19 protein-coding genes and 1 pseudogene are annotated in these 25083 nt (G+C 57.7%); 6 read left to right on the top strand and 14 right to left on the bottom strand.

Annotated features, from left to right (window positions below):
* Nucleotides 1-40: 40 nt before the first annotated feature.
* Genes BLQ01_RS09485 through BLQ01_RS09475 form a run of 3 tightly spaced genes read right to left on the bottom strand, consistent with a single transcriptional unit; the run spans nucleotide 41 to nucleotide 3174 of the window.
* Nucleotides 41-871, bottom strand: a complete 831-nt coding sequence (locus BLQ01_RS09485; RefSeq protein WP_091551385.1) for a carbohydrate ABC transporter permease — start codon at nucleotides 869-871, stop codon at nucleotides 41-43.
* Nucleotides 868-1797 (bottom strand): carbohydrate ABC transporter permease, encoded by a 930-nt coding sequence (locus BLQ01_RS09480; protein WP_091551384.1) that lies wholly within the window; start codon nucleotides 1795-1797, stop codon nucleotides 868-870. The genes BLQ01_RS09485 and BLQ01_RS09480 overlap by 4 nt, the downstream gene beginning before the upstream one ends.
* 60 nt (nucleotides 1798-1857) lie before the next feature.
* Complete coding sequence (locus tag BLQ01_RS09475; RefSeq protein ID WP_091551382.1) at nucleotides 1858-3174, bottom strand: ABC transporter substrate-binding protein; 1317 nt, start codon at nucleotides 3172-3174, stop codon at nucleotides 1858-1860.
* A 198-nt stretch (nucleotides 3175-3372) separates the two neighbouring features.
* On the opposite strand from BLQ01_RS09475, the gene BLQ01_RS09470 reads away from it, so the two are divergent.
* Nucleotides 3373-4401, top strand: a complete 1029-nt coding sequence (locus BLQ01_RS09470) for a LacI family DNA-binding transcriptional regulator (RefSeq protein WP_091551381.1) — start codon at nucleotides 3373-3375, stop codon at nucleotides 4399-4401.
* Between the two features lie 934 nt (nucleotides 4402-5335).
* Here the strand turns inward: BLQ01_RS09470 and BLQ01_RS09465 are convergent.
* Entirely contained in the window at nucleotides 5336-6307 is a 972-nt protein-coding gene (locus BLQ01_RS09465; RefSeq protein WP_139183470.1) for a phospholipase D-like domain-containing protein, read from the bottom strand.
* 314 nt (nucleotides 6308-6621) lie between these two features.
* Between BLQ01_RS09465 and BLQ01_RS09460 the strand changes: the two genes are divergently transcribed.
* Nucleotides 6622-7458 carry a DUF4238 domain-containing protein gene (locus BLQ01_RS09460; RefSeq protein WP_091551378.1) on the top strand — a complete coding sequence of 279 codons (837 nt, stop codon included), beginning with the start codon at nucleotides 6622-6624 and terminating at the stop codon, nucleotides 7456-7458.
* Between the two features lie 25 nt (nucleotides 7459-7483).
* Here BLQ01_RS09460 and BLQ01_RS09455 read toward each other — a convergent pair whose 3' ends face one another.
* The 7 genes and pseudogenes from BLQ01_RS09455 to BLQ01_RS09415 all read right to left on the bottom strand — a co-directional run bounded on the left by BLQ01_RS09455 (nucleotide 7484) and on the right by BLQ01_RS09415 (nucleotide 15671).
* Entirely contained in the window at nucleotides 7484-7957 is a 474-nt protein-coding gene (locus BLQ01_RS09455) for a hypothetical protein (RefSeq protein ID WP_091551376.1), read from the bottom strand.
* Entirely contained in the window at nucleotides 7954-9132 is a 1179-nt protein-coding gene (locus BLQ01_RS09450) for a hypothetical protein (protein ID WP_091551375.1), read from the bottom strand. The genes BLQ01_RS09455 and BLQ01_RS09450 overlap by 4 nt, the downstream gene beginning before the upstream one ends.
* A gap of 830 nt (nucleotides 9133-9962) precedes the next feature.
* Nucleotides 9963-10619: a hypothetical protein gene (locus tag BLQ01_RS09440; RefSeq protein ID WP_091551372.1), complete on the bottom strand. Its 657-nt coding sequence runs from the start codon at nucleotides 10617-10619 to the stop codon at nucleotides 9963-9965.
* A 757-nt stretch (nucleotides 10620-11376) separates the two neighbouring features.
* Nucleotides 11377-12195 (bottom strand): annotated as a pseudogene (locus BLQ01_RS09430) (transcriptional regulator).
* Between the two features lie 206 nt (nucleotides 12196-12401).
* Entirely contained in the window at nucleotides 12402-13427 is a 1026-nt protein-coding gene (locus BLQ01_RS09425) for a zinc-dependent alcohol dehydrogenase family protein (RefSeq protein WP_217638366.1), read from the bottom strand.
* Between the two features lie 218 nt (nucleotides 13428-13645).
* Nucleotides 13646-14311, bottom strand: coding sequence for an SDR family NAD(P)-dependent oxidoreductase (locus BLQ01_RS09420; protein WP_091551367.1), 666 nt, complete (start codon nucleotides 14309-14311; stop codon nucleotides 13646-13648).
* Between the two features lie 220 nt (nucleotides 14312-14531).
* Nucleotides 14532-15671 carry an MFS transporter gene (locus BLQ01_RS09415; protein ID WP_302846719.1) on the bottom strand — a complete coding sequence of 380 codons (1140 nt, stop codon included), beginning with the start codon at nucleotides 15669-15671 and terminating at the stop codon, nucleotides 14532-14534.
* An 898-nt stretch (nucleotides 15672-16569) separates the two neighbouring features.
* Here BLQ01_RS09415 and BLQ01_RS22335 point away from each other — a divergent pair.
* Complete coding sequence (locus tag BLQ01_RS22335) at nucleotides 16570-16719, top strand: hypothetical protein (protein ID WP_175493401.1); 150 nt, start codon at nucleotides 16570-16572, stop codon at nucleotides 16717-16719.
* A 330-nt stretch (nucleotides 16720-17049) separates the two neighbouring features.
* Here BLQ01_RS22335 and BLQ01_RS09405 read toward each other — a convergent pair whose 3' ends face one another.
* The 3 genes from BLQ01_RS09405 to BLQ01_RS09395 form a co-directional block, all read right to left on the bottom strand.
* On the bottom strand, nucleotides 17050-18237 hold the full coding sequence (locus BLQ01_RS09405) for an MFS transporter (protein ID WP_091551364.1): 1188 nt from the start codon (nucleotides 18235-18237) through the stop codon (nucleotides 17050-17052).
* A 394-nt stretch (nucleotides 18238-18631) separates the two neighbouring features.
* The gene (locus BLQ01_RS09400) at nucleotides 18632-19126 is read right to left on the bottom strand and encodes an HtaA domain-containing protein (protein WP_091551362.1); all 495 of its coding nucleotides are present in this window, start codon (nucleotides 19124-19126) and stop codon (nucleotides 18632-18634) included.
* A gap of 38 nt (nucleotides 19127-19164) precedes the next feature.
* Nucleotides 19165-19923 (bottom strand): IclR family transcriptional regulator, encoded by a 759-nt coding sequence (locus tag BLQ01_RS09395; RefSeq protein WP_091551361.1) that lies wholly within the window; start codon nucleotides 19921-19923, stop codon nucleotides 19165-19167.
* Nucleotides 19924-20657: 734 nt separating this feature from the next.
* On the opposite strand from BLQ01_RS09395, the gene BLQ01_RS09390 reads away from it, so the two are divergent.
* From BLQ01_RS09390 to BLQ01_RS09380, 3 genes are read left to right on the top strand one after another with little or no spacing between them, the layout of a single operon-like run.
* Complete coding sequence (locus BLQ01_RS09390; RefSeq protein WP_091551359.1) at nucleotides 20658-21872, top strand: ABC transporter ATP-binding protein; 1215 nt, start codon at nucleotides 20658-20660, stop codon at nucleotides 21870-21872.
* Nucleotides 21869-23587, top strand: a complete 1719-nt coding sequence (locus tag BLQ01_RS09385) for an ABC transporter permease (RefSeq protein WP_091551358.1) — start codon at nucleotides 21869-21871, stop codon at nucleotides 23585-23587. The genes BLQ01_RS09390 and BLQ01_RS09385 overlap by 4 nt, the downstream gene beginning before the upstream one ends.
* A 30-nt stretch (nucleotides 23588-23617) precedes the next feature.
* On the top strand, nucleotides 23618-24601 hold the full coding sequence (locus tag BLQ01_RS09380) for an extracellular solute-binding protein (protein ID WP_091551356.1): 984 nt from the start codon (nucleotides 23618-23620) through the stop codon (nucleotides 24599-24601).
* The last annotated feature ends 482 nt before the right edge of the window (nucleotides 24602-25083 follow it).

Raw genomic sequence — 25083 nt, 5'->3', positions numbered from 1 at the left:
CCTCCTAGACGGATGTGGTGGCGACGGTTGGTTTGTTGGGTTAGCCCTTGACGGCGCCGGCTGTCATGCCAGCGACAATCTGGCGGTTGAAGAACAGGTACATGATGAACGGCGGCACTGTGATGAGCAGGATGTTCATAAACAGCAGGTTGTAGTTGGTGGTGAACTGGCTCTGGAAGTTGAACAGGGTGAGCTGCACGGTGGCGTTGGCGTCTCCCGGGAGGAAGTAGAGCGGATTCTGGAAGTCGTTGAAGATATGAACCGACTGGACCACGATCACGGTCACAATGACTGAGCGCAGGAGCGGGAAGATCACCCGGAAGAACAACCTCACGGGCCCGCAACCATCAATGACCGCGGCCTCATCGAGTTCCTTGGGAATCGAGGCAATGAACGCCCGGAACAACATGACGCAGAAGGATAGGCCGAAGGCCACTTCAATGAGGATCAGGCCAGGGAGCGTCTTGAAGAGTCCCATGCCCTGCAACACCCAAATCGTGGGGACGATCGCCGGCGGGATGATCAGGCCGGACAGGATCAGGAAGTTGGCAACGCCGTTCCAGCGGGACTTACGGCGCTGAAGTACCCAGGCCACCATGGCCGCGAGGATCACCAAGATGGTCACGCTGACCACCGTCAGTATGGTGCTGTTGATGAAGGCAGTGACCAGCATGAATTTTCTGGCCGAGAGTACTGCTGTGAAGTTCTCCACGAACTGGAAGTTGGTGGGCCAGGCGAAGTCCAGCTTTGCCGCTTCCTTGCGGTCCTTCACGGCGGTGAGGACCATGAAGAGCAGCGGAATGATGAAAACAACAATGCTGACGGCAATGGCCAGGACACCGAATCCATAGCGCTTGAGGGCGGTGGTCACTGTTCAACCTCCTTACGGTTCAGGAACATGGACAGGGGCAGGATGATGGCCGTGACAATGAGGAACAGGACCACGTTCCCGGCCGTGGACAGGCCGTAGAAGCCGGCTTGGTACTGCTTGTAGATGACGGACGCGATGACGTCCGAGGTAAATCCCGGGCCGCCCTTGGTAATGGCCCAGATCAGGTCGAAGGAGCGGAGTCCGCCAATGAGCGACAGGATGATGACCGTTGCGGTAGCCGGGCGGGCCAGTGGCAGGGTGATGTTGAAGAAGCTCTTGAAAGAGCTGGCGCCGTCCATCTTGGCAGCTTCAAAGTACTCCTGGGGGATGGAGACGATGCCCGCGATGTAGATGACCGTGGCCAGGCCAACGCCCTTCCAGACATCCACCAAAGCTACAGAAAGCAGCGCCCACGCCGGGTCGGTGAGCCACGCGGGCCCTTGGATGCCGATGGCCGCGAGGCCCTCGTTGATCATGCCGTTACGGGGATCCATCAAGGCGGTGAAGACTATGCCGACGCCGATGCTGCTCAGAAGCACGGGAAAGAACATGACCGAGCGAAGGTAACCGCGGGCGATGATCTGGGAGGTCAGCAGGACTGCGAGAAGCATCCCCAGGACGACCTTCAGGACGGAGGTGACTATCCCATAGATGAAGGTGTTGGTCAGGCCCTTGATCAGCGCAGGTTCCTGGAAGAACTGCACAAAGTTATCCATGCCAATGAAGGTGAATTCGTTGAGGTTCCAGCGCGTCAGGCTGAAGAAGAACGAGACAACCGTAGGGACCAGGAACAGTGCGGTGTAAATGACCGCAGCGGGAAGGTAAAACCAGTACGGATAAGCTGACTTACCCTTGCGGCGCTTGGGGTTGGTGACCTGCGGTACTTGACGTACCGCCGTCGCCGTCGGTGCGGTGTTGAGTGTCATGAGATCTCTCCAAGGGCCGTCCGGACCGGGAAAGCCCGGACGGCTTGTAGGTTTCGGAGGTTAGTTCCAGCCAGGCAGGTTCAGCTGCTTGGCCTGCTTTTTGACGTCCTCGTCGTAGAGGGCGGCGCCGTCCTTGGCGGAGCGGATACCCGAGCCGACCTCGACGGTGATCTGTTCAAGGGCGGGACCCTTGACCGGGGACAGGAATTCCAGCGCGGGGCTGTTCTTGGCTTCATCTTCGAAGTACGGGAGCATGTCCTTCACCGCATCCGGTACATCAGAGGGCAGCTCGCAGTCTTTGACGAGGTACGGCCCGGCTGCGCCGACTGCGGCGGTTTGGGCGTCACAGCCTGCCTTGCTGGCGATGAATGCTTGGAGCTTTTTGGCTTCCTCCATGTTTTTGGAGGACTTGGGGATGTAGGTGCCGCCGGGCATCCAGACTGTTAGCTTGTTCTTGGAAGCATCATCCCCGGGAAGCGGGAAGAGCCCCAGATCGTTGAGCTTGTCCGGGTAGGTCACTTTGATGTTGTTCAGGGCAAAACTCAGGATCGGGTATTGCGCTCCTTCGCCGTTGATCAGCATGTCTTGTGCCTGCTGATACGTCGTGGAAGCGAAGTCCTCGTTGAACAGGCCCGCTTTGCCGGCCTCTTCGAGGTGTTCAAAGCCCTTCACCGCAGCGGCATTCGTCGCGAACTTGGCCTTATTGGCGGTGTAGTCTGCCGGGAAGTTGGGATCCTCGGTCACCACGTTCGCGAAGTCACCCAGGACGAAGAGCTGGGAGGTCCAGGTCGTTTGGTAGGACTGGATGATCGGCGCGATGCCCGCGTCCTTGATCTTCCGGCTGTTGTCCATGAACTCATCCCAGGTCTTAGGGACGGACAAACCGAGCTTTTCGTATACCTTCTTGTTGTAGAGCACCGCTCCGGCCATGCCGGTACTGAAGGGCACGCCGTACACTTCACTTCCGGACGTCACCACAGGTTTGAAGGACTCTGTGACGTTGGACAGGTAGGGCTCGCTGGTGATGGGCTGCAGGTTCTGCTCGGGGTTGATCTGCTGCAGAAGCGAGCCGGTGTTGTAGTTGAAGACATCGGCCATGTCGCCGGTAGAGAGCCGCGTCTTGACGATGTTGTCGCCGTCGCCACCCTGCGGACGGGTTTCCACCTCTACTTTGATACCGGGATTCGCTGCAGTGAAGTCTTCAGCGACCTTCTCGGCAGCGGCAACGGTGTTCTCGGCGTTGTCCACCAGCCATGTAATGGTCTTTTCATCACCGCCGGCGGTGGAGCCACTGCCACTACAACCGGTCAGAGCCAGCGCCAGGACTGTCACTCCCCCAGCCAGAGCGGCCCAGCGCTGCTTGCTCGATGCAGCCATCTTTACCTCCTCGTAAAGCCACGAACTTCGTAGTCAGTGGAACGTTTCAAAGCGGGCTCTTGGTGAAGCTGCGAGCCCTGCGTGGATTTGTGTAGATCGGTCTACGTTTTTCTACTGTAAGTCATGTCACAGCTCTTGCCAAGACTTTTTCGTAGATCAATCTACAATTACGGAGAAGGCACTCAAGAGGGGATCCACATGACGGAGCAATTGAAGCGCGCCACCATCAGCGACGTCGCTGAGCACGCGGGCGTTTCACGCGCCGCAGTCTCCAAAGTCCTGCGCAATGCCTATGGGGTCAGCCCCGCCATGCGGACCAAGGTCGAGGAATCAATGGCCCTCCTCAACTACCGCCCCCTTGCCCTGGCCCGCGGAATGCGCGGTAACAGCTACACCTTGGGCGTGTTCCTCGTGGACCTTTCGAATACCTTCTTCTCAGTCCTTGCCGAGGGCATCCGCGATGTCGCAGAAGAACTTGGGTATCAGGTGCTCATCGGGCAGGCGCGACAAGGCCTCGACGCACAGCAGAAACTCATCGAGGCAATGGTCGACAGACGCATGGACGGCCTGGTCCTGATCGCACCATTTGGACCGAACGATGAGCTTGAAAAGCTTGGCCAAACCATCCCCGTGGTTGTCCTGGGCCGCCACGGACCAGCGAAGTACTTTGACACCGTCGCCAGCGACGACATCGCCGGCAGCGCGCTCATCGTCGACCACCTTGTCTCACTGGGGCATGAGCGGATCTCGATGCTCGCCAACACGCAGCCCGACAGCGAACCAGGCATGCCACAAACAGTCCGCCGCCACGGCTACGATCTCGCCATGGAGAAGCACGGGCTTTCACAGTGGATTGATCACGTCCCCGGACGCTGGGGAACTGAGAGCGGCTTGGAAGCCGGCCGGTCACTCGCCGCCAGGCCCCTTGCCCAACGTCCATCTGCCCTGCACGGCGGCGCCGATGTTGCTGCGCTTGGCGCCTACACTGCGCTGTTCGAAGCCGGCATCCACATACCGGACGACATGTCGATCGTCGGCTATGACAACATCCCGGCTACGGGCCTCCCTCCTATAGGCTTGAGCACCGTCGACCAGTCGGGTGTCCAGATGGGCAGACAAGCTGCGGAGCTGCTCCTCTCGAGGATCGAGGGCCGGACCGAATCCGAGCACGTCCTCGTCTCTCCGCGACTCATCGTGCGAAAGACATCAGCCCCGCCACGTCGCTAGGGCACATGGGCGCGGATAAACGCCGTAGCTCAACGCCAGTTTTTGGCGCCGGCTTCGCGAGTTGACAGGGCCACGAGCGTGCATTCGCGGCAACGGTCAATGTGCCGAGTGGAGCCACCCCATGGGAAAAGCTGCAAAACCCCGAGATGCGAGTGGCGCAAGTCATCCACTACCAGCCTGAACTCCTCCAGCGCCTCCCCAAGTCGGATCGTGATGTAGAGAACACGCCACCCTAAGCGCGAAGTAAGAGAGGAACACGTAGCCCCAGCACACGGGGGGCCAAACCAGCCAAGCCCCTGAACCCGCTCCCCCACAACCAAAAAGGCGACCCGAGGCGCCAGGCACACCCCGCGGCCCATGTCAGAGGAACCTGACCAACAAGCATGTGCACACGTTAAAGCAAAAACCCCCTCTGACGAGGGGGTATGCCGTGCCCGAGGTGGGACTCGAACGGGATTCCGGGCCTTGGCATTGCTGGGAAGTGGCGGAAACATGCGGAATCCGGGGCAGTCCGAAGGGTGTACGAGGCAGTCCGGGGTGGAGAGTGTGGACATTGTCCACACTCTAATTTTTGCCCATGAATGTTGCCTTGCGGACGACGCGCTCGACCGGGAACCGCAGTGCACAACCCGACAAGGGAGGAGGGTGCGTTCCTCGCCGGCAGTGCCGACAAGACCTCTGCCGGACATCATCATCAGATTTACTCCTTTCGCACATTCATACCGATTCGACCCGGGGGCAACCTGACTTGCACACCTCGCTTGGAAAGGGCTGCCGCCCAAGAGGCCGAGCGGCCAACCACAACACACCAAACGGTTCGACTTCGCAGAGCTTGGGGCGATGCTACCGACGGTGTGCAGGTGTAGCGGGAAATCGCCACAACAAGGCCGTCAGTCGCGCCGGACAGGGCGCAATAAGTCGCTGACGCGTCCTCTCAGTCAGTTACCAACCTGGCCAACGATCGAACCGCATAGGTAAACTGATCAAACTTCAGCCTGATATGGCCGTTTTGCAACCCTCCAGTGCTTCGGACCAGCTCGTGAGCCTTCAACTCCAACAGGCCATCCGGAACGAAGCGCGGCTTGGTACGGCTGACCCACGGCCAACGATCGGCTTCGTCGCCCCGCTCTTCGCGATAGTCATCCGGAATGTACAGCGGCTCCGAAGTCACCTCGACCACGGCGTAGCAGTCTCTCGTCTGTGCGGAGATCAGCACGAGATCCCCTTCTTTGATGCTTGGCCGCCCCTTAGCAGGACTGCCAAAGAACCAGTTCTGTCGCCATTGATCCAGTGCCGGCTCACCGTACTCGGACTTCAGCCAAAGGGTCCTGTCTCTGTCGCGCGCATCCACCAAAAGCTGCTCAACCAAAGCAAGACCCGAATCACTGTCCAACCCATCCGTACCCGGTTGGTCTACCACCGTCAGTTGACGGGCCTGCTGCGTGAGCTTGTGGAGGTCGGCTGTTGTCACAGGCCGACTTGCCCAAGCGTCCATGCTTTGCCGCACTGATTGGACCTGGGCAGGCCCCAGTTCGACGCCGAGCTCAACATTGCTGGCAGCCGAACTACCCAGCCCGGCACCAGTGAGGTTCGCTGATCCAAGGAATCCGCGGGAACCAAGAAGGAAGGCCTTGGCATGCAACCTGTCCACGTGTAAGACCGAGAAGCCCGACTGGATAAGCTGCAAAAGACCGTCAACGCTCAAGTAACCGTTGGCGACGGCACTCGGATCGAGACAGGTGAACAACGTACGCGACGCGTCCGCCTGTAGGGCCCACTGAGCTAAACGCTTACAAACGTCATAGGAGAGAAACGGGCTGGCCAACAGCACATCGCCGTTGGCGTCCTGGACGGCATTGAACAACCAATCAGCAGCCTTCGAATGCACCGCACCTTCGTTCATCACAAAAAAGACACTACAGCGGCGATAATCCTCACAACCGCATCGTTTTCCCGTGTCTGGCCCACATGTCGGTCCTTACGGTGTCGATTCGTTGCGTGTACCGGTGCACGGGCGACCTGAGAAGCCATGTCGCTCTCAATCAGAAGTTTCGCGATCACGGTCTTGTGCCGCTGTTCCGATCACTCCACGTGTTTTGACTTTTGCCATTCCTCTGCGATCAAAGAGTTCGAGTGAGCGAACCAATCAAACATCACTTCGTGCCGCAGTTTCTCTTACGGCACTTCGCTGACTCGGAAGAGTAGCTTCAAGTTCATCGGCTGGCGGGCAATCAGAGTTTCCGCTCGACCGTCCGGAATACGGGTCATCGCAACGATGGACACACACTGTGTGGACCTCAGTTCGGCGCCTCCGGCATGAATAGAACATTGCTTGAGTCGGCCATGAGCGACCTTGAACGCGACGCCGCAACCGTGGTCGAAGAACTCGCGACCGGGCATTCTCGCGACGTGACAGATTCACAGATGCAGGTCCTGTGTTGGTTTGCTGGGCTCCAGATCCTTCGCAGCAGTTTCACGCTAGGCTACGTCGTACGACAGCTCGAGCAGGGAGGAATTGCGGAAGAGTTTGGCGACCTTCCAGCGGAAGAGCTACAGACGGCCTTACTAGGTTCAACGCTTTCTCCGTTCCTCGGAGCCTGGTCGAACCGCAACAATCCCCTGGCGCAAGCTAAGGACAAGTGGAATCCGTTCTCCGCAGATCTACGGCAACTCAGGTGGGACGTACTTCGCTATCGCACCCCAAGTCTCGTGCTCTCCGATGCTTTTGCTGCCCAGAGCGGGATCCGGGACGAAGCGCGTCCAAATTACACCAAAACGGAGCGCCGCTGGGCCATGCATGGTTTTGCCGCCGCTCTGGAAGACTCCGCGCGTGTAACTATGGCCCTCACGCCAGAATTGGGAATTCATCTTCATCGCTCAAACCAAAGGAAGACATTAAAGGCGGAGGATTTCAACCGTTACACCGTCTACTCATCTAGAGACTTCATAGCTCACGATCCTGACTGGCACGACATAAACCCCCGGCTCCACGAGCTAGTGGTTGAACGCTTAAGTCTTCAGCGGATGTTAAGAATGGCCATGCCTGCCAATTTCTGAGTGTCCGACAAAATAACCAATTCCGCTAGCCACGGTTGCTCAAGGTTCGCAGGGGTCCAGACTGATCGATGAGTCCGGCAAACTCTGAGTTGGTGAGCACGGTCAGCCCGAATTCCCTGGCTTTGTCACTGACTGCGTCGTCCCCAGTCACTACACACCACTCCGGCGGCATGAGAGTCTGGTCGTCGTGCTCCTGGCCCTCCAAAGCGCACGCAACAACCAGCGGATCGGCGTTACCGAGATTGGCATAAAGGTTAATCAGGCGCGTGTCTGCCTTCGGTATAGAAGCCATAATTTCGACCAGTAGCCGAAGCATCCTTGGGGTGGTTGGATGGACGTTGTTGTGCAGCAAAGTGATGTCCGGAAATCCCTGAGACTCGTGCAGCACCGCCTCGGGTATGACCGCGTTCTCCTGGAAATATGTGCTGGCTCGCCGCTGCCTTCCAAGTTGACTAAGCGCGTTTGTGTCGATCACGTACCGTCGCCCGAATTCACTCATCCGAGAGCCCTTCTGAGGTCGTCGATTTGTGATGGTTTGAGGCGGTTTAGGCAAACTGCACGGCAGAACTCCCCCGGTGAGATGTTTTGTCCGTCAAGCGCCCCCAGCATCCGTCGATTGAGCTCCCTCCCGTTGTACTTACTAACGGCATTCTGAGGGAGGATCTGATTTCTGGGCCCGCCTTTGGGGCGGCTCCGGAATTCTACTCGGAACTGTTCAAGGTATTCGCTTGCAGTAGCTGGGTTGATGATCCCCAGTCGCATTGCGCGCACAGTTGCGGCGCTAGGGGTGACCTTGAAGGTCTCCGAGGCGCTGTGCATGTCGTCGAGGGACGTTGGCCTCACGGCTGTGAATCGTTCGCCAGGCATCAGCATAGCGCCGGCAATATCATACTCAAGCCCAGGCTCCATATCGGCAGTGCCACCGTCCCAGGTCATCGGAGCAAAGATTCGCCGGGCTATCAGAACCGTCAACAGCGCAAGTGTAAAGATGGTACGACCTGCGGGTTCCTGATCGTCACCATGATCTCCACCCGCCAGAAAAATGTATGGAACCTTGTTGTCTCGAATCGTCATGCCACTAAACTTCACATGCGTTAGCCGCTGCGGCATATAGTGCTGGACACTCCGCGAAACCAGCACTTGGTTGGCCTCAAGACGGTCGATCATTAGTTCGAGCGCCCTTTCCTTGCTCTTACACGCGCGAAGTGACTCATGTGAGAGGCCGATAGCAGACATAAGTTTGGCCGCTTGCGCCTCCACGGATGGGCCTGCGTCACGCAGTAGGCCCACTATCTTGTTCCGGTGAAGAGACTTGTCGTGTTTCCGAACTAGCTGCTGCTTTCGGATTAGGTCTTTGACGATTAGCTCGACATCCCGTAATTGCACCTTAGAACGCGACCCAATTGAGAACGTGTCTTTACTTAGCCCGGCGAGCAACTTCTCAGTCTTCTTCTTCACCTGCTCCTGTACCAACGCGTACGGGGCGAAGAACAGGGAATAAGGAATGTCGCCCTTATCCGCTAATGAAACGAGGTCGGCAAAACTGATTCTGCCCGAATCAAGAGCCTTCTCATACCCCCTGTAGGTTCCCGCTACCGAATTGTCGAGAAGTTCAGTGAAGGCCGCCTCTTCAATTGGGACCGCATCGCCATCCAGCAGAACCTCGATCGCCATTAGAGGTCCTCTGGGTCAAAGATTGCGCCCAGCAGGCAATCCGGACATGCCTGGACACAAGCTCTTCGTCGCCGCCACTGCTCGTCCACATCGTTCCGCGGATAGCCTGGTGGTAATCCTGCTCGCCAAAATACTTGATCATTTTGTCTGCTTCGCGGAATATTCTCCATCGAAGAGACTGGATGAAGACGCCTTGTTTCCCCAATGATTACCACGCGTATCGCCCCTTCTGTGTATCAACAAGTTACAAGATTCGTGGCAGTCAATTCGTGTATGACACCAGCCTCAGCCACGCCTGGTGAAATAACGTAAAGCAACGCAGGTGACTGCACTGAGAATGCTTCACCGCAACACGCCACCGTCGCACCCGCGTCGAGACCGGCCTCGCGACCCCCATAAATAGCTGTCCTAGAATCGGACTGTGAATTCTGCGGAGGCTCTGCCGACCACATAGTCCCACTCGTCGGGGTCGGCAAGTTCAGGCCTGGGCGCGATCTGTTCAACGACATTCACTTGGCCAGGAATCATAGGAACGGCTACAGAAGGAAACGCAGTTCGTCCGAGAACGGAGTCATGTGTCGGGTTTTCAATGGAACCGTCTGTCAGGTACCAAGGGCCATCGGTCCCGATGACCTCGATGAGCCGGCCTTGGAGCCGAGTGCTACCGGGCTCCTTTCTGCGTGATTCCACGGCGACTTTCAATCCGGCGACTAGCCGCTCGGTGACGGCCTTCCAGTCAATTGGGACAGCCATGCCCCAGCTACCAGTGCGTTGAAGCTCCGTCAAAAGGTTTGAAACGACGTCACCGAAATCTTCAGTTTCATCCCAACTCACTTCAGAATAGAAACCAAGGGAGTCGCCTGAGTAGGCGACCAAGTAGGGAATCTCGTCGTCCAAGGTGTACTTTTGACCGCCGAACTGGGTGTAGCTTGGAGCTCGGCAGGCAGCGCTAGCCTCAAACCGATGCGAAGCTCCCCAGATTTTCCGGTGGCTTGAACGAAGATTTCCTGTTGGTGGAGGCTGTTCATGTCGACTGCGGACTTTAGGGCGGCCAGCACAGCTGTCCGTGTGAAGTCCTTTGAGAGGTCAGCCAGCTTCTTGTCTTGGTCGCTCAATTTGCCGTTGACTGCTAAATTGATTCGCTGTTCGAGAGAAGCGAATGTCTGCTCGATATCGCCCTGGACTTCGTCACGGAGATCTTCCTTGATGCCGGCTGTTGCGTCAACTGTCGCATTAGTCACTGACGTTTTAACTGCTCTTCGTATCTTCGGTTCGACAAGCAGCAAAAGACCGGCGGAGACGAGCCCCGTTACGAAGTTGGTCAGGATGGACTGCCAGATAGATAAGCTTTGCGTGTCATCTGAAGCGAACAGCGGACTGATGAAAAATGCAACATATCCGAGGATCGCCCCGCCTAGGACGAGTGCCGCCATCCATCCGAAGTGGATCTTTTCTTTGGGCGTTTGCTGGGCCGAGGTCGTTTTCACAAGGAAACTGCACTTGAGGCTTCCGGTTGGTGGCGCGGGCCAAGAATAACTGCTAGTTCCAAACAGCATCTCAAGAAGGAGATGCTTGTGAAACTCTTCGGATGCGCCGCCAGAGGAAGCCTCAGTGTCAGGAAAGCAGGTCCGGGCACAGATCCGCTTAGCGAAGTAGCGTGGCCGCAACCGCCGATAACGGCGCATATGTTGGAACCAAAGGCGGGTCCCCGTACCCATCAGGCAAAGCGATCCCGACGATGGGTGTCACCCACCGAAAATAGGGCTGTTTGGGTCATGCCGCCGCGCAGCCGTTCGTCCAAGAACCCCAGCCCTATGGGCCGCTAGGTCAAGGAATCAACAAAACCGGGGGGCAGTCCCGCAGATGAATTGCTAGTTCTGCCTCCAAATATTCATCGCTGGCAATAAGAAGTCAGACTCGTACCAACAAGGATTCAACTTCGCCTCAAGGTATGCCCAAGTTAGCTCAAAGCCGATCGGCTGCGCCTGCTGGATCCAAGAACATGGCGCCATGAAGCGATGGCTAAACGGCAGACTCATCACGAGCACGCCTCGACTCACGGCCAAAAACCGTCGGCTCAGCATAGGCGGTTAGCCGAAAATCTCCACTGATTCGAAAGACGTTGGCCAGGCGTAACCCCAGGGAAGAAGTCTCTTCCAGGAGCGGGCCTACTCCTGGCTCACGACTACCCATGCATGCCAGTTAAGGCACGGGAGTGGAATCAGTTGCGAGAGCTCCCGGTGGTTAGATGTTGCTGTTGAGAATCTCTCGCGTCTTCATAGGGGACAAGGACCACGGTCTGTCAGGAATAATCTCGCCCAAAATTCCGCCCCGAAGGAGACCGACTTGGAACCGGGGCGTGGCATCGAGACTCGATAGGAGCGCAATGCGATCTGCGTCAGCCGTCCCAGGGTCAGGGCTGTAGGTGACGATCGACAGACCATAGTCACCCGCCATCTCAAAGACATCAAAAGTCAAGCAGATGGACCCGACGTCGGGATGTCTGAAGACCTTTTGACCAGTGCTGTGTTCGTGAACGTCATGCTCGTCCCAATCCCGCCTGAAGTGCGAGCTGAGAGTCGACAATTCCCCGATGAGTGACGTTAGCTGCGAATCGAGTGGATTGCGCCCTACTCCCAGCCGCAGCATGGCAGTCGTCATGCTGCGCGCGAGCGGCCAGTCTTAGTAGTACCGTTGGGCCCTCAGGTCGAGAAAGACAATGCGTGCCAAATTGGGCTGGACATTTGTATCAAACTGCGGGGCATACAACGCACGCCCCAAGAGATTTGCTCCAATGAGATCCTGGCGCGTGTTGTAGACAATCGCAGGAACAGCAGGAACAGCCAGTGCCTTCAGCACTCGTTGCACGGAGGACCGTACGTTGGGGCGAGTGGGACGTCTTCCTGTGTCCCTCCCCAACGAAGAAGATGCCTGGGCCAAGTCGAAAAGGTGCCCCCGCTCCACAGCGTTAAGATGTAGGGCATCGGCAATTGCTTTCAGAACGCTCTCGGACGCACCCCTGATATTTCCGCATTCCAGGCGGGTGTAATAGTCAAGACTCACGCCTGCAAGCAGGGCTACTTCTTCCCGACGCAGACCCGGCACACACCGCTCCCCGCATCGTGGGGCAACCCCGCCTGCGTTGGAGTCACGTATGCCCTGTGTGAGATCAAGAATTCCCTAACGTCATCTTTCCTACTCATGAAATCCAATCTAGGCTGAACCGCTTCCACGTGGGAGGCCCTCCCGGGCCTCCCACGTGGGGATACTTAGCTGAGGGTCAGCAGGACCTTGGTAGCACGTCGTTCATCCATAGCTTTGTAACCTTCGGCCGCCTCTTCGAGGGGCATGACGAGGTCAAAAACTCTGCCTGGGTCGATCTGCCGGTCCCAGATCAACTGAATCAGGTCGGGCAAGTACCGGCGAACTGGAGCTGGTCCCCCTAAAGTGTGGATTCCCGCGAAGAACAATTCGATGCCGGGGATCCTGACATCGTAGTTCACCCCAACGTATCCCAGATGACCTCCGCCCCGAGTGGCGCCCACTGCTTGCATGAAGGACTCCTGCGTTCCGACAGCCTCTACAACGGAGTGTGCTCCGAGCCCGCCGGTAAGTTCCTTGATTCTTGCCACTCCGTCTTCCCCGCGCTCTTCAACAATGTCCGTCGCACCATAAAAGCGGGCCAGTTCCTGACGGTCCTTATGACGGGACATCGCGATAATACGCTCAGCGCCTAGCTGCTTCGCTGCAAGAATGGCCATCAAGCCGACAGCGCCGTCCCCCACAACCGCTACTGTCTTACCTGGACCAGCCTGCGCTGCGTCGGCGGCAAACCATCCGGTCCCCAGGACATCCGAGGCCGCTAGCAGCGACGGGATCAAGTCGGCATCCGGGTGGCCCGGAGTCGCGACCAGCGTTCCGTCGGCATATGGAATACGGGCTAGCTGTGCCTGCGTGCCAATTCCACCCGCAACGAAGGAAGCATGGACACACTTGGACTGGAAACCACTCTGGCAAATCTCACAAGTGTTGTCGGAGATAACGAAAGACCCAACTACGAAATCGCCGACCTTGAGGGTCTGCACGTCCGAGCCGATTTCCTCGATGACGCCAACATACTCGTGGCCCATTAGGGTGTGGTCCACGGGCTCGATGCCTCTATACGGCCAAAGGTCCGACCCGCAGATACAAGTCGCGGTCAGACGGATGATCGCATCGGTTGGGGCGATAATTGTCGGGTCCTCGCGGTCCTCGACTCGGACATCACCAGGGGCATGCATAACAACTCCACGCATGGAATGAACTCCTCTAATTGTTGACAGGGACTGCTTTTCCTTGGCTCGCCTGCACTATGTCAATGCGGCGGGGCCAGCGACACGCCAATCCTCGCGCCTCACGGATCCTTGGTGAGAGGCCCTAGTGAACCGCCTCAGGGATGGCAACCGGACATCCTACCACCAGCCTATGACGAGGATCTATGACAAAGCGCCGTTTCGTGCCGCGGGTTAGGTGCTCAGGCGTAGGGCTTAACGAAGGTACGGAAGTCTTCGCCGGCCCTGTATAAGCGCCAAAGGGTTTCAGCTAAGGCAGCAGGTTCATGTGCAGGGTCGCCTCCGCCAATACCCAAGGGAACGATAAGTTGCGCAACGTAGATTCCTTCGGGCGCCAAGGCCTCGTGGAGCATGTGGGCATACGCGGATTCAGCGGCGAACGCGGCGGACGTGCCAGCGTATCTATGGTTAGGTCGGACCGCGCTGGAGCCGTTGATAAAGAGAGCGGTTCCGCGGCCGAGGGCCCTCATGCCCGGAAGGACGGAGTTCACGGCGGCAGCAGCTCCGAGCACGGAAAAGTCGAGAGCTGAACGGAATTCCTCGAGGGTAGTCTCCAGCACCGGCCGGAGATAGTTCGGAGACGGCACGGGACTGTAGTGAAGAATTTCGACGGGCGCCAAATCCTTGGCTGCCCGAGCCAAAGCACTTCGAAGAGACTCATCGTCTCGAACATCCGCCGCGTAGCCACGGGCGGTGATGCCTGCGTCGGTCAAATCACTGGCGAGAGCATCGACATGTTCCTGAGCACGGGAGAGAAGTGCTACGTTGAAGCCTTCGGCTCCAAACCGTCGGGCAGAGGCTAGACCCAGTCCGGGACCGGCACCAACTATTGCAATGGTTGTTTTCATTTTGCTCCTTCTTCGAAGATAGTGACAAGGCATGATGGCCCGCTTCGGCTGACCTTGGTGGTTCGCTGCGCCAATAATGGTGGCTCCACTGCACCATGCTGTCCATCCGTGTCCTTGGGACATTGGCTGGGTTTTTAGGCGACGGCGAAGATGTATCCATCGATTCGAAGGCGCATGACATGGTTCATTCTTTTCGTGTGCCCTGGATCATGAGTGCGTGCTATTTGGCTGTCTGCCGGGTGGCCCGGAGTGTTGCGAGAGCCAAGATGGCGGCCAAAGCCAGCATCGCTGCGCTTGTCAGGAAAGTGCTCTGGTAGCCGAAGGCATCGAACAGAAGGCCTCCCATGGTGGAGCCGAGCGCAATGCAGGTCTGGATAACGGCGACCATAAGGCCTCCGCCGTGTTCCGCGTTGTTTGGCATGGCATTGGCGACCCAACTCCACCAGCCCACGGGCGCCGAGGTAGAGAGCAATCCCCAGAGTCCCAGGAGGACTACGACGGCGGCGAACGAACTGCCAAATGGTACTAAAACCGCCGCGACTAGTGCCATGAGGGCGGGAATGATGATGAGGGTTCGGTATAGCCCCGGCCCCAGGAATCGGCCGATGACGATGGTGCCGACTACGCCGGTCGCCCCGAGCACGAGCAAAACGATTGAAATCGCGGTCACGTCGATCACGGTGACTGTCTCCAGGAAGGGACGCAGGTAGGTGAACAGGGTGAACTGGCCCATGAAGAAGGCGCCGCAGGCCGCCATGCCCCAGGCGATCGGGCGGTTTCTCAGGGCACCGAAAATCGCGAACACGCCGCCTGAAGTTATCGGCCGTTGGCGGACCTTCAGTGACGGAAGGCTGAGCCATAGCCAGACCAAGCAGAGCAAAGCCACCGGCACCAGGCAGAAGACTGCTCCTCGCCATCCCATGATGGAGCCCAGATAACTGCCGAGGGGTGCTGCGAGGACCGTGGCGAGGGCGTTCCCACCGTTAACGATGGCCAAGGCGCGGGGCACCTTTACGGTTGGAACCAATCGGATGGCGGTAGCGGCGGACATGGACCAAAAGCCTCCGATGACCACGCCGATGAGTGCCCGGCCGATCATGAAAGGCAAGTATCCCGGTGCTAACGCGATCAAGGCACCGGAGGCGCACATAAGTGCTGTCAGTCCGAGCAGTAGGGTCTTCCGGTCAAGGTTGCCGGCCAGCTTGGATATCGAAAGGCTGGACAGTACGGCGAACAGTCCGGAGATCGCGATTCCTTGCCCCACAGCCCCCTCAGAGACCTGTAGATCGGCTGCCATTGGAGTGAGCAGGCTGACGGGCATAAATTCGGAAGCGACCAGGGCGAAGGCGCCGAATGACAGGGCGAAGACCCCGGCCCAGCGCGCAGGATGCTCCTCGCTGCTGACCGGTCCCGCATCTTGCCGTTGAAGAGGGGTGGATGTGTTGGGCGAGGTAGGCCTCGCTCTCATTGCAGTCTTCATAGGATCTCTATCGGATCACGGTCCCGCTGTACAAGGGAGTCCCCCCTGTTAGTGGTACTGCGAGTGACCCCCAAAGCCGCATTAGTTGTACTGCTCAGGGACGTTGGTTGAAGCCGTATGAGGACACTGCGTGATATTTCCGTGATGGCGAAGGCCTCCTGGGTATGGAGCGGAGCTGTCTAAGAAACCGCTGCACACCTAGGAGGCCTTCGTGTCCCGCTAACGCAATGTTGACCCCAAAAGCCCGTTTGAAGCTCGCCCAATTGGCCGTTCGGACCAACACCGCAGCAGCCAAGCCCTACACGGCCTCCTGGCCCACCGCTCAACGCTGGGTCACCCGATACCTCGAACATAGGCCCCAAGGAATTCCCAACCACACCCCCGCGGAAACTGCTCAAACGCATCGCTGCCCTGCGGTGGGGCAAGCGGCTAGGCCCAGTACAGATCGCCGGGCGGCTAGGCATTCCGGCCTCGACCGTGCACGCCCTCCTGGTCCGCTGCCAGATCAACCGGCCGCGCTACATCGACCAGATCATAGGCGAACCAATCCGCCGCTACGAACACACGGCCCCGGGCGAAATGCTCCACGTCGACGCGACCAAGTTCGGGAACATCTCCGACGGTGGCGGCCACCGTTACCTCGGCAGGGTCGAAGGCGGAGAGAACTCCAGAACCTCAGCGGCGCGCAGCGGCAATGCTTCCGGTCCTAAACGGGAAGCAAACTATTGCGTGTCGTCTTGGGGCGCGCACTGGCTTAGTGAGCAACGAGCGACTTGTCATGATAGAGCAGTGCCAATTCCGCACGCGTGCGGATGCGCACTCTGGCACCGGGGGCCAGATCTTCATCTTCGGCATGCTGGGCGTACCCGATACCACCTTCAACGTCGCTGACGAATTGCGGACGGCCACCTTCACCAGGACCACTTGAGTGACGGTGCCTAGGACCTCGATGTCGCCAGAACGAAGTTCAGGTGTCTTCGGTGCATACTTGTGACCATGAGTGTCGCGGGCGCGGACAAAGAGATGCAACTTTTCCAGTGCCCGTTGCGGAAGAGGCAAGGGCCTCACTGCCCGGAATGATATTTCCGCCGTGGCCTCATCTTGGCGGAGTACGTCTGCCCGCAGATACCCTGCCCGTGGCGGCGACGTTTGAGTCTCAGAAAAGGCGGGAGCGTCGTGTTCCTTGAACCCGGATACTCGCATTGGTGCTTGCTCGTCAGCATCACTGCTGCAGGAGAAGCATGCTGCTCCTCACGGTTTATCCGGGGTCGTCGGCGTCATCCTGAACTGCGGGCATGTGGGCACCTACAGAGATCGCCGCTGCGAAAGCAAGGCAGGCTGCGGCGCTCCAGAAGACGGCCCCAATGCCTATGGGGACGGCGATGGTGCTCACTGCTAGCGGCAGGGAAACCTGGACAAGCCTGTTGCAGGTCATGCGGAGCCCCAGCGCTGCTCCTCGTGAGCTGCGCGGTGCCAGCGAGACAACCCAGGTCATGGTCAGCGGTTGTGGCAAACCGAGTCCGATGCCGATCAGGCACATCAGTGGAAACGCCCACCATTGGTTAACCAGCGGGAGTGCACTAAGAGCGAAAACGGCCAAACCGATAGCCGCTATCAGGATAAACTTTCGTTTCAACCTATCGAGTAGCCATGGCATGCCAATACGGCTCGATATCGTTACAACTGCGCGGGTAGCCAACAGCAGGCCCACGATTGTAGCCGGTACGCCGCGTTCTTGCGCCCATACGGGAAGGAAGGAACTCAACAGGTCAACGGACACAAACACGATCCCACTGACGACGAGTGACTGCCACATCCCGGGGACACGTAGGACCGACTGAAGTGGAATAGGTGGGTTGCCCCGCGTGGCCTGTTTTCGGGTGGACTGAAGGAGCCGTTCCTGGCCAGACAACCGGATAGTAGATGGCATCGCCAGGATCAGGAAACCGAGACAAATCATCAGGCCAAGTGCTGTGTTCGGGTTGGCGATATCGGCCGTGGCCATTGCGGCCACTGTAGCGACTACTGGTGGTCCAATGAGCTGTCCGATAGAGGCGGCAGCGGTGAGAGTGCCGAACGCCGTGTCAGTATTTCCCCCCGTCGCGAGCTTCGCAGCGAAGCTCTGTTGTCCCACCACGAGGCCGACATGACCTGCCCCTAAGAGCAGGGCAGCTATCAGAAGGCCAATGGAAACAGGGAAGAAAAGGGCTGCAACGGTTCCAGTCGTTGCTATGAGCAGCCCGAGAGAGCACACAATTGCGCAGCCGAATCTGTCCGCCAGTCTGCCCGTCGGAAGCGCGATAAGGAGCCCCGCGAGGGCGAATGCGCCAGACTGTAGCCCGACAAAGACTGCGCTTCCTGTAACGGCCAGAGCCTGGTAGCTCATGATTACCCGGACTCCCTGCCATGCCGCTTGGGTAAGTGCCGTCTGCAACCACAGATCCATCGGGTTTTGGGTATTCTTCACGGAGTCAGCGCTGCCGCGAATAGGTTGATCACGACACTGTTAAACCTAGTTAGCATTGGCTGCCTTCACTGCGACGAACGGAACGGCTCTCGCCTGTGTACATCGCAGCACCCGAGTCTGGGTGATCGCCTGGATTAGCAACTGGCAGCGTTCGCACGTTCGCTCGAGACTCACGACTTGTCATTTGGCCCCTTCAAAACGCAGCTTTTTGGCACTTCAGTGCAATCGATACGTCCGCTCCCGCGCGGCACCCCCGGACCTACCGTTATATAAGCAGCATGTATAGGACGCTTCCTTTGGGTGCAGTCGCAGCGTGAACTCGAGGACGACGGGCCGTTTTAGGTGCTGGTCAAACGGAGATGCCGCGTCAGTCCTATTGTGAAAAGGCGCGGATGGTCAAAGGATCGAATGATTCATCCGCGGGATAAAAGTCGCGGAAGATGAACCTGCCCTCCGTGGTGAGGCGAGAAGGAACACCGGTCCACATTGCGACTCCGCTCGCAACAGTCGGTACTGTGGGCTCCAAAGAGAGGAGTGGAATCCTCACGGCTTCCTTGGCCGGTTCGTGGAGGGCAATGCTTAGACGAGAACCCTCGGCTGAAAAAGTAACCCATGGATCCTGTATCTCCACTCGCAGCATCCCAAAGTGCGCGTGGAATTGCACTCCCCCGAGGAATCTTAGAGTCACAGTCTCTTCTGTTGTGTCAACAGGAGGGGCAACGGCTGGCGCAAAGTAGAACTTACCGCTAGCGGTGGGAGCCGCTGAGCCTGTCACCGTGGTAGTAGCGTCACCGGTGTGACCGAGATAGTTGAGAAAACTCGTTTTCACTCCCCAGACGAGGCCTACATCGGGGCGGGCATCAGTCATGATGTGATCTCCTTACTAGGCATTTCGAGTGCGTTCATTCATGGCACCTCGCTTATAGGGCCATCAGCGCGGCCTTCCTCCATTAGGCGTTCTGATATGGCCGTTGCTGCTTGCTTGACGGCGAGGACTGCGTGCTGGACGTCAACGTCACGGCGCTTGTTCTCGTCCCAAGCGACACACACGCTGCCCAGTGCTGTCTTCTGGTCGGTGAGGATGGGAGCGGCGACGCTGTAGACCCCGGGGTTGAACTCTCCCTTGGTCAAGAGGTAGCCGTCCTTCTTGATTTCACCCAGGGCCGCACGAAAGTCCTTCCATGTGCCGCCCAGGCCGGCGTTCCCAATCTCCTGGCCCTGACGGGCGTAGATTGCTTTGAGTCGGTAATGCGGCAGGTACGCCAGGATTACCTTGGACACTGACCCTTTAAACAGTGGGCGCCGACGTCCCCGGCTGAACCGGTTCTCCGGGCTCTTCGGTGCCCGGGCCTCGCCCACACACAGGACCGCATCACCATATGCAGTGCACAGAAGAGCCGAGTGCCCAATCCTGTCCACCAGATCCTCAAGCACCCCACGGCTTGCCAGCAGCAGCGGGTCCGTCAGTCGAATCCGCAGGTCCATCTCGATAATCCCTGGGCCGAGGCTGTAGAAGCCGTTGCGAACTGAGGTGAGCAGCCCCGCGTCGTGCAGTGTCTTGATGTAGCGGTATCCCGTCGACCTGGAGGTCTCCAGAGCGTCGATGATCGCAGCCGTTGACCATACGGGATCGGACTCACTGAACAGGTGCAGGATGTGAAGCATTCTGGCAAGACTGTTTGCGTTATCTGGAGCTGCCGCCGTCTCGCCGGCGCCAGTCGGATGCCCACTTACAGCCAGAGTCCTCGCCCTCCCGTTTGTGTTAGCCGACAAAACGCACCTTGCCTTTTCAAAATTGATTAAGTCTCACAATACAGGATATGGCTAAGTCTGGTTCGAAACCCTATAGACACAATGACATCCCGCCGCGCGCCAGAGGTGTGGCCGGCGCTGCCCAAGGGTTTGCTCCTAACAATTGATTCAACTGCTGTAGCTGAATGGCTAGTTATGCGCGGAAGATTCGTTCTTAGTCATGAAGTCCGCGGATTCGCCGGACATGGTGGTGCTGGCGCCCATCAGTAGCCCGCACCAGACGGCAAGGTCTCTGACCGTCCCGCCCCCTCCGCCTACGGAGCAGCCATCGCGCAAGGCCACCCTCCGCTAAGCCGTTATCCAACTCGAAGCTTCGGGCAAAGCCCGGATTCATGTTGCAGTCATTTGAGGAGGCTGACTGCAACGCCTTCCGCATAGGTGACGACGACGGGCAACGCGAGAGCGACACCAGAGCTCAGGCCGGTGAGTGGTGACTCCACAGGCACTCCAGCAGTTCCGGCCGCCCGCGCCCGGCGTCGAGCTGGCTAAATGGGCCCCTCTCTACCCATTCACAAAATCCCACTCCATGAGATATCCTTATGTGACACTGAACACAGACGTTCGTATTCTGATGATGGGATTTAGAGATGACCAATGTCGTCACCGATGCCGACACCACCCCTACGGGTGGGATTTTGGGCCATGAGACGCGTCTTTCCATTGAAGGACTGACGAAGACTTTCCAGAGGCGCGGCACCGAGGTGCCCGTGTTGAAGGGCATCGATATTCAGGTGGCTGATGGGGAGTTCTTGGTTCTGCTCGGCCCTAGCGGGTGTGGGAAGAGCACACTATTGCGGTGTATCGCGGGGTTGGAGCGGCCCACTTCTGGTCGTTTGGTCCTTGGTAAAAGTGAGATCTTTGATGGAAATACGGGTCATTTCACCCCGGCGCATAAGCGTGATCTTGGGATGGTTTTTCAGAACTATGCTCTGTGGCCGCATATGAAGGTGAAGCAGAACGTGGCGTATCCATTGAAGGCTAAGGGGAAAAAGGAAGCCTTACAGTCAGGCCGTGTAGAGGAAGCCCTTCGGGTTGTCCAGTGCGATCAGCTGGCTGAGCGTTACCCGCCTGAGCTCAGTGGCGGTCAGCAGCAGCGTGTTGCACTTGCACGTGCTATGGCTGCTAGGCCTTCATTGATGCTGCTGGACGAACCTTTGAGCAATTTGGACGCCTTGTTGCGTATCGAGCTGCGGGCACAGTTGCGGCTGCTGCACCGGGAGCTGGCTTTCACTGCGATTCATGTTACGCACGACCAGGACGAGGCTATTGCCCTTGGCACTCGTGTGGCCGTGATGAATGCGGGGCTTATCGAACAGATTGGCCGACCCAACGAGGTTTACGACCGACCCGCGACCGAGTACGTGGCCGACTTCCTCGGCGCCCGGAACAAACTGGAGATCGATGTCGATAGCTCCGGTGCTGCTTTCTACCGTGGAGAAAAGCTAAAGGTACGTGCGGCGTCTGGCCTGTCGGGCCCTTACACGTTGCGCCTACGAGATCACAACGTACTTCTGCGAGAGCGTCATCAAGCTCTCGAGCGAGCCGCAAATGAACGAGAATCGATTGTATGGCTAACTCATGGTGAGCTTCTTGAAGTAGTTCCCGGAACAGAACGTTTCGAATGTCTGGTTGACTCAGCGGGGGCGCGTCTCTTCGCCGCTGTAAAAAACGGGGCCCAGGCGTTTGTGGGGGGCGACCAGGTTGATATTGGCATCGACCTACATGACGCCCTATGCTATGACGCTGCGGGTGAGCTTGTTAGTCAGTGGTTTGATCCTAGCTCCGTTGGGGTTCGATCATGACTGTCGATCAGCAGGTCATCAACAAAACGTCTCCCCCTCGCAAGCCGGCGGCCCGACTACGCGAATTAAAGCCTCAGCTACCATGGGTTATTGTCAGCGTCGTTGTGCTGGGCGCTGTTCTTCTGCCGGCCCTACCTCTGCAGATTCGTGCCTTTACGGATAACGCAAAGGGCCTCCGTGAATCAATGGGTCTACGTGACTACGGCGAAATGCTCTGGACAACTCTCACCCTGGGCGTCGGAGCTCTTGCCGTTGCGATGGTTCTCGGCGTCCTTCTGGCATTGTGTATGCACTCCCTCTCGCCCAAGCTAAGACGATATCTGTCCTTCCTGCCGATCACTCCGATGGTGATCCCGGCAGTCGCCCACGTTGTCGGATTCGTGTTCCTATTTTCCCCGGAAAATGGCTACGTCAACAGTATTCTGCGAGCCACACCGTTCTTCGATGGAACGACAGGTCCAATCAACGTCTATCAGCCTTCCTGGATCATCGTCTATACCGGCGTTAACCTGACTTCCTTCGTTTACCTGTTTGTCTATACCGGCTTAAGGAACCTCGGTAACGACTACGCCATGGCTGCTCGGGTCAATGGTGCCGGTAGTATGCGCACACTCTTCACTGTCACTCTGCCACTACTGCGCCCCTCCCTGATTTACGCGGCAGTTGTTGCCTTCCTTCTTGCGCTCGGACAGTTCACCGGCCCGCTGATGCTTGGGCGGCGTGAGGGCCTAGATGTCATCACGACCAGAATGTTCGAGATGACGGAGCAATACCCCGTTGATTACCCGGTTGTGGCGGGGCTCGGCACACCACTCATCGTTGTGGCGATTTTCCTTGTGGTTTTCCAAAGGCGAGCGGTAGGGAACCAGAATAGATTCGTGGGAACAATCAGTTCCACGAAGGCAGCAGACCCCACAACCGTCACAAATGTGGTCGGGGCGACGATCATCATTCTGTTCGCCCTGTTCGCGGCAATCCTGCCAATCCTTGCGACTGTCGTCGTGGCGTTCTCACAGTTCTGGACTGGAACACCTTCGATGGACTCGTTTACCACTCAACACTTCACAACTGTGTTGGAGGACTCCGATTTCTGGGATTCAGTACAAACAACCCTTGTCGCCGCAGTATCAGCAGTGCTTATTTCCATACCAGTAGGCATGGTTATCGCGATCGGGCTCTACAACAGAGACCGTATGTGGGCACCCATCGGGAGCGTGATGGACACTGCAGCAAACCTGCCGTTAACCCTTCCCGCATCGCTCATGGGTTTCGGATTCCTGTTTGTGTTCTCCCAAACGGGTGTCTACGGCTCAATCGGAAGCCTCATTGCTGCCTACACGATCCTCATGATCCCCTATTCCGTGCGATACCAGCTCGCGACCCTTGTGCAGATCGGTAGGCACACCACTGAAGCTTCCAACGTGTCAGGCGCAAGCCAGATGCGCACGTTCCTACAGGTGATCATCCCGCTTGCACGATCAGGCATCGCTTCATCAACGGTCATTATGTTCATCCTGATCATTCATGAGTTCGGGGTTTCCCTTCTTCTGCGCGCACCTGATGTCACGGTCCTGTCTGTGCTGCTTTTTGATGCCTTCGCCGGCGGCAGTTACCCACAAGTCGCAGTCATGGCGCTTTTCATGTCAGCTATCACGGCTATCGGCGTAATACTCGGCGTGCTCCTCGGCGGGAGCCGAGCCTTCGAAAAGATGTAATTAGTACTTAACGAATCAAAGGAGATAGTTATGAAACGTATTGGTCGAGCTGCAAAAGGTGCTATTACCGTCGGAGTATTTGCGTTGGCCCTCACCGGATGCAGTGGTGGATCCCCAGGCGCTAGCTCAGACGGGCCTAGTGGAATTGTGCAGATCTACACAACATCCACCCCCACTCAGAACGAACGCTTCGAAAAGGCGTTTGAAAAGGCTCACTCGGAAATCGATCTGAAAATCACACGAGGTGGACCTGACCTCATCCCTCGCGTCGAAGCCGAAATGGACAGTGGATCTGCCGGGGCAGACATCTTTATCTCTACCTCACAGCAGTGGTTCGTCGACAACGAACAGAACCTCCTTAAGGGCGACTATGCCTCTGACTGGCCGCTCTGGGGAATCGAAGGTCTAGTCCCTGCCATCGGGGTTAACCCTCACAGCTACATCGTATGGAATACCAACAAGTTCCCTAACGGATTTCACTCTTGGGATTCGCTCCTCGCTCCGGAAACCAAGGGAACTCTTGGATTCCGGGATGGCATCGATGTCTCGATGTCCGGATACCTCCAGTATCTTGAGGACCAGAACGGGCCAGACTTCCTGGAAAAGGTCGCAGCTCAAAACCCCGTGTTCTATCCAACTACGGTTCCCCTTACCCAAGCGGTGGGATCGGGTGAGGTTGGTGTCGCAATGATGTCGTCGCCAGCGCCGATCCTTGAGCTTCAGGCGGCGGGAGCGCCTGTCGATTACTGGCTGGCGGAAGACGGCTTTGCTGTCAGCTTCTATTCGGCGATCCTGAATAATTCGAAGAACCAAGCCGCGGCCAAAGTGGTCATGGATTTTTACATGTCCCCTGAAGGTCAGAAAGCATTCAACGGCGGCGGGTACGGTGGTAGCCCACTGGACGGCATTGAAGGTGCTATCGACGTCAGTAAGATGCAGATTCTCGATCCCAAAAAGATAACTCCAGAAGTTATTGCTAAGTGGGGTGAGCGTTTCAACACCATTTTCCGGTAAAACTTGGCTCTGCGTGGCCAGCCTCTCCGATTTTGAAAGTCAGGGAGGCTGGCCATACGCATGTCTCAATATAGGCTCATTGTGTCGCTATTCCGGCTCGGTGAAGGAAACCTGAGCGGCCCGCCAGTGGCGGTATTGAGCGGAAGCCATCGACCGGGGGTGATAACCCAGCCGCGCCACGCCTACGTGTGGTCGCCCTGTTGGCTCGTGGAGCCTGACTCCCCGCTCGATGATCCAAGCATGGTTCCAGGGCAGTCTCCGCAGGTGGATGAGGCTGATGGTGAGCTCAGGCGGACTGTCCGTAGCATCCGATTCTTCACAGACCCCTGGGCCTGGAAATGGCTAACCGGCCCTTCGCATTAGGCGCGGTTGGTCTGTTTCATCCGGTAGTACCAGTGCCCGCCGCCTGCGAGTAGGCATCTGAGTCGGTAGTTGGTGAAGTTCCGGAAGCCTAGCGCTATCCTGCGGGTTGGTTTTGCTGA

This window comes from Arthrobacter sp. UNCCL28, from assembly GCF_900102805.1.
Classification (GTDB): domain Bacteria; phylum Actinomycetota; class Actinomycetes; order Actinomycetales; family Micrococcaceae; genus Arthrobacter; species Arthrobacter nicotinovorans_A.
This window is presented reverse-complemented; position numbering and strand designations above follow the sequence as displayed.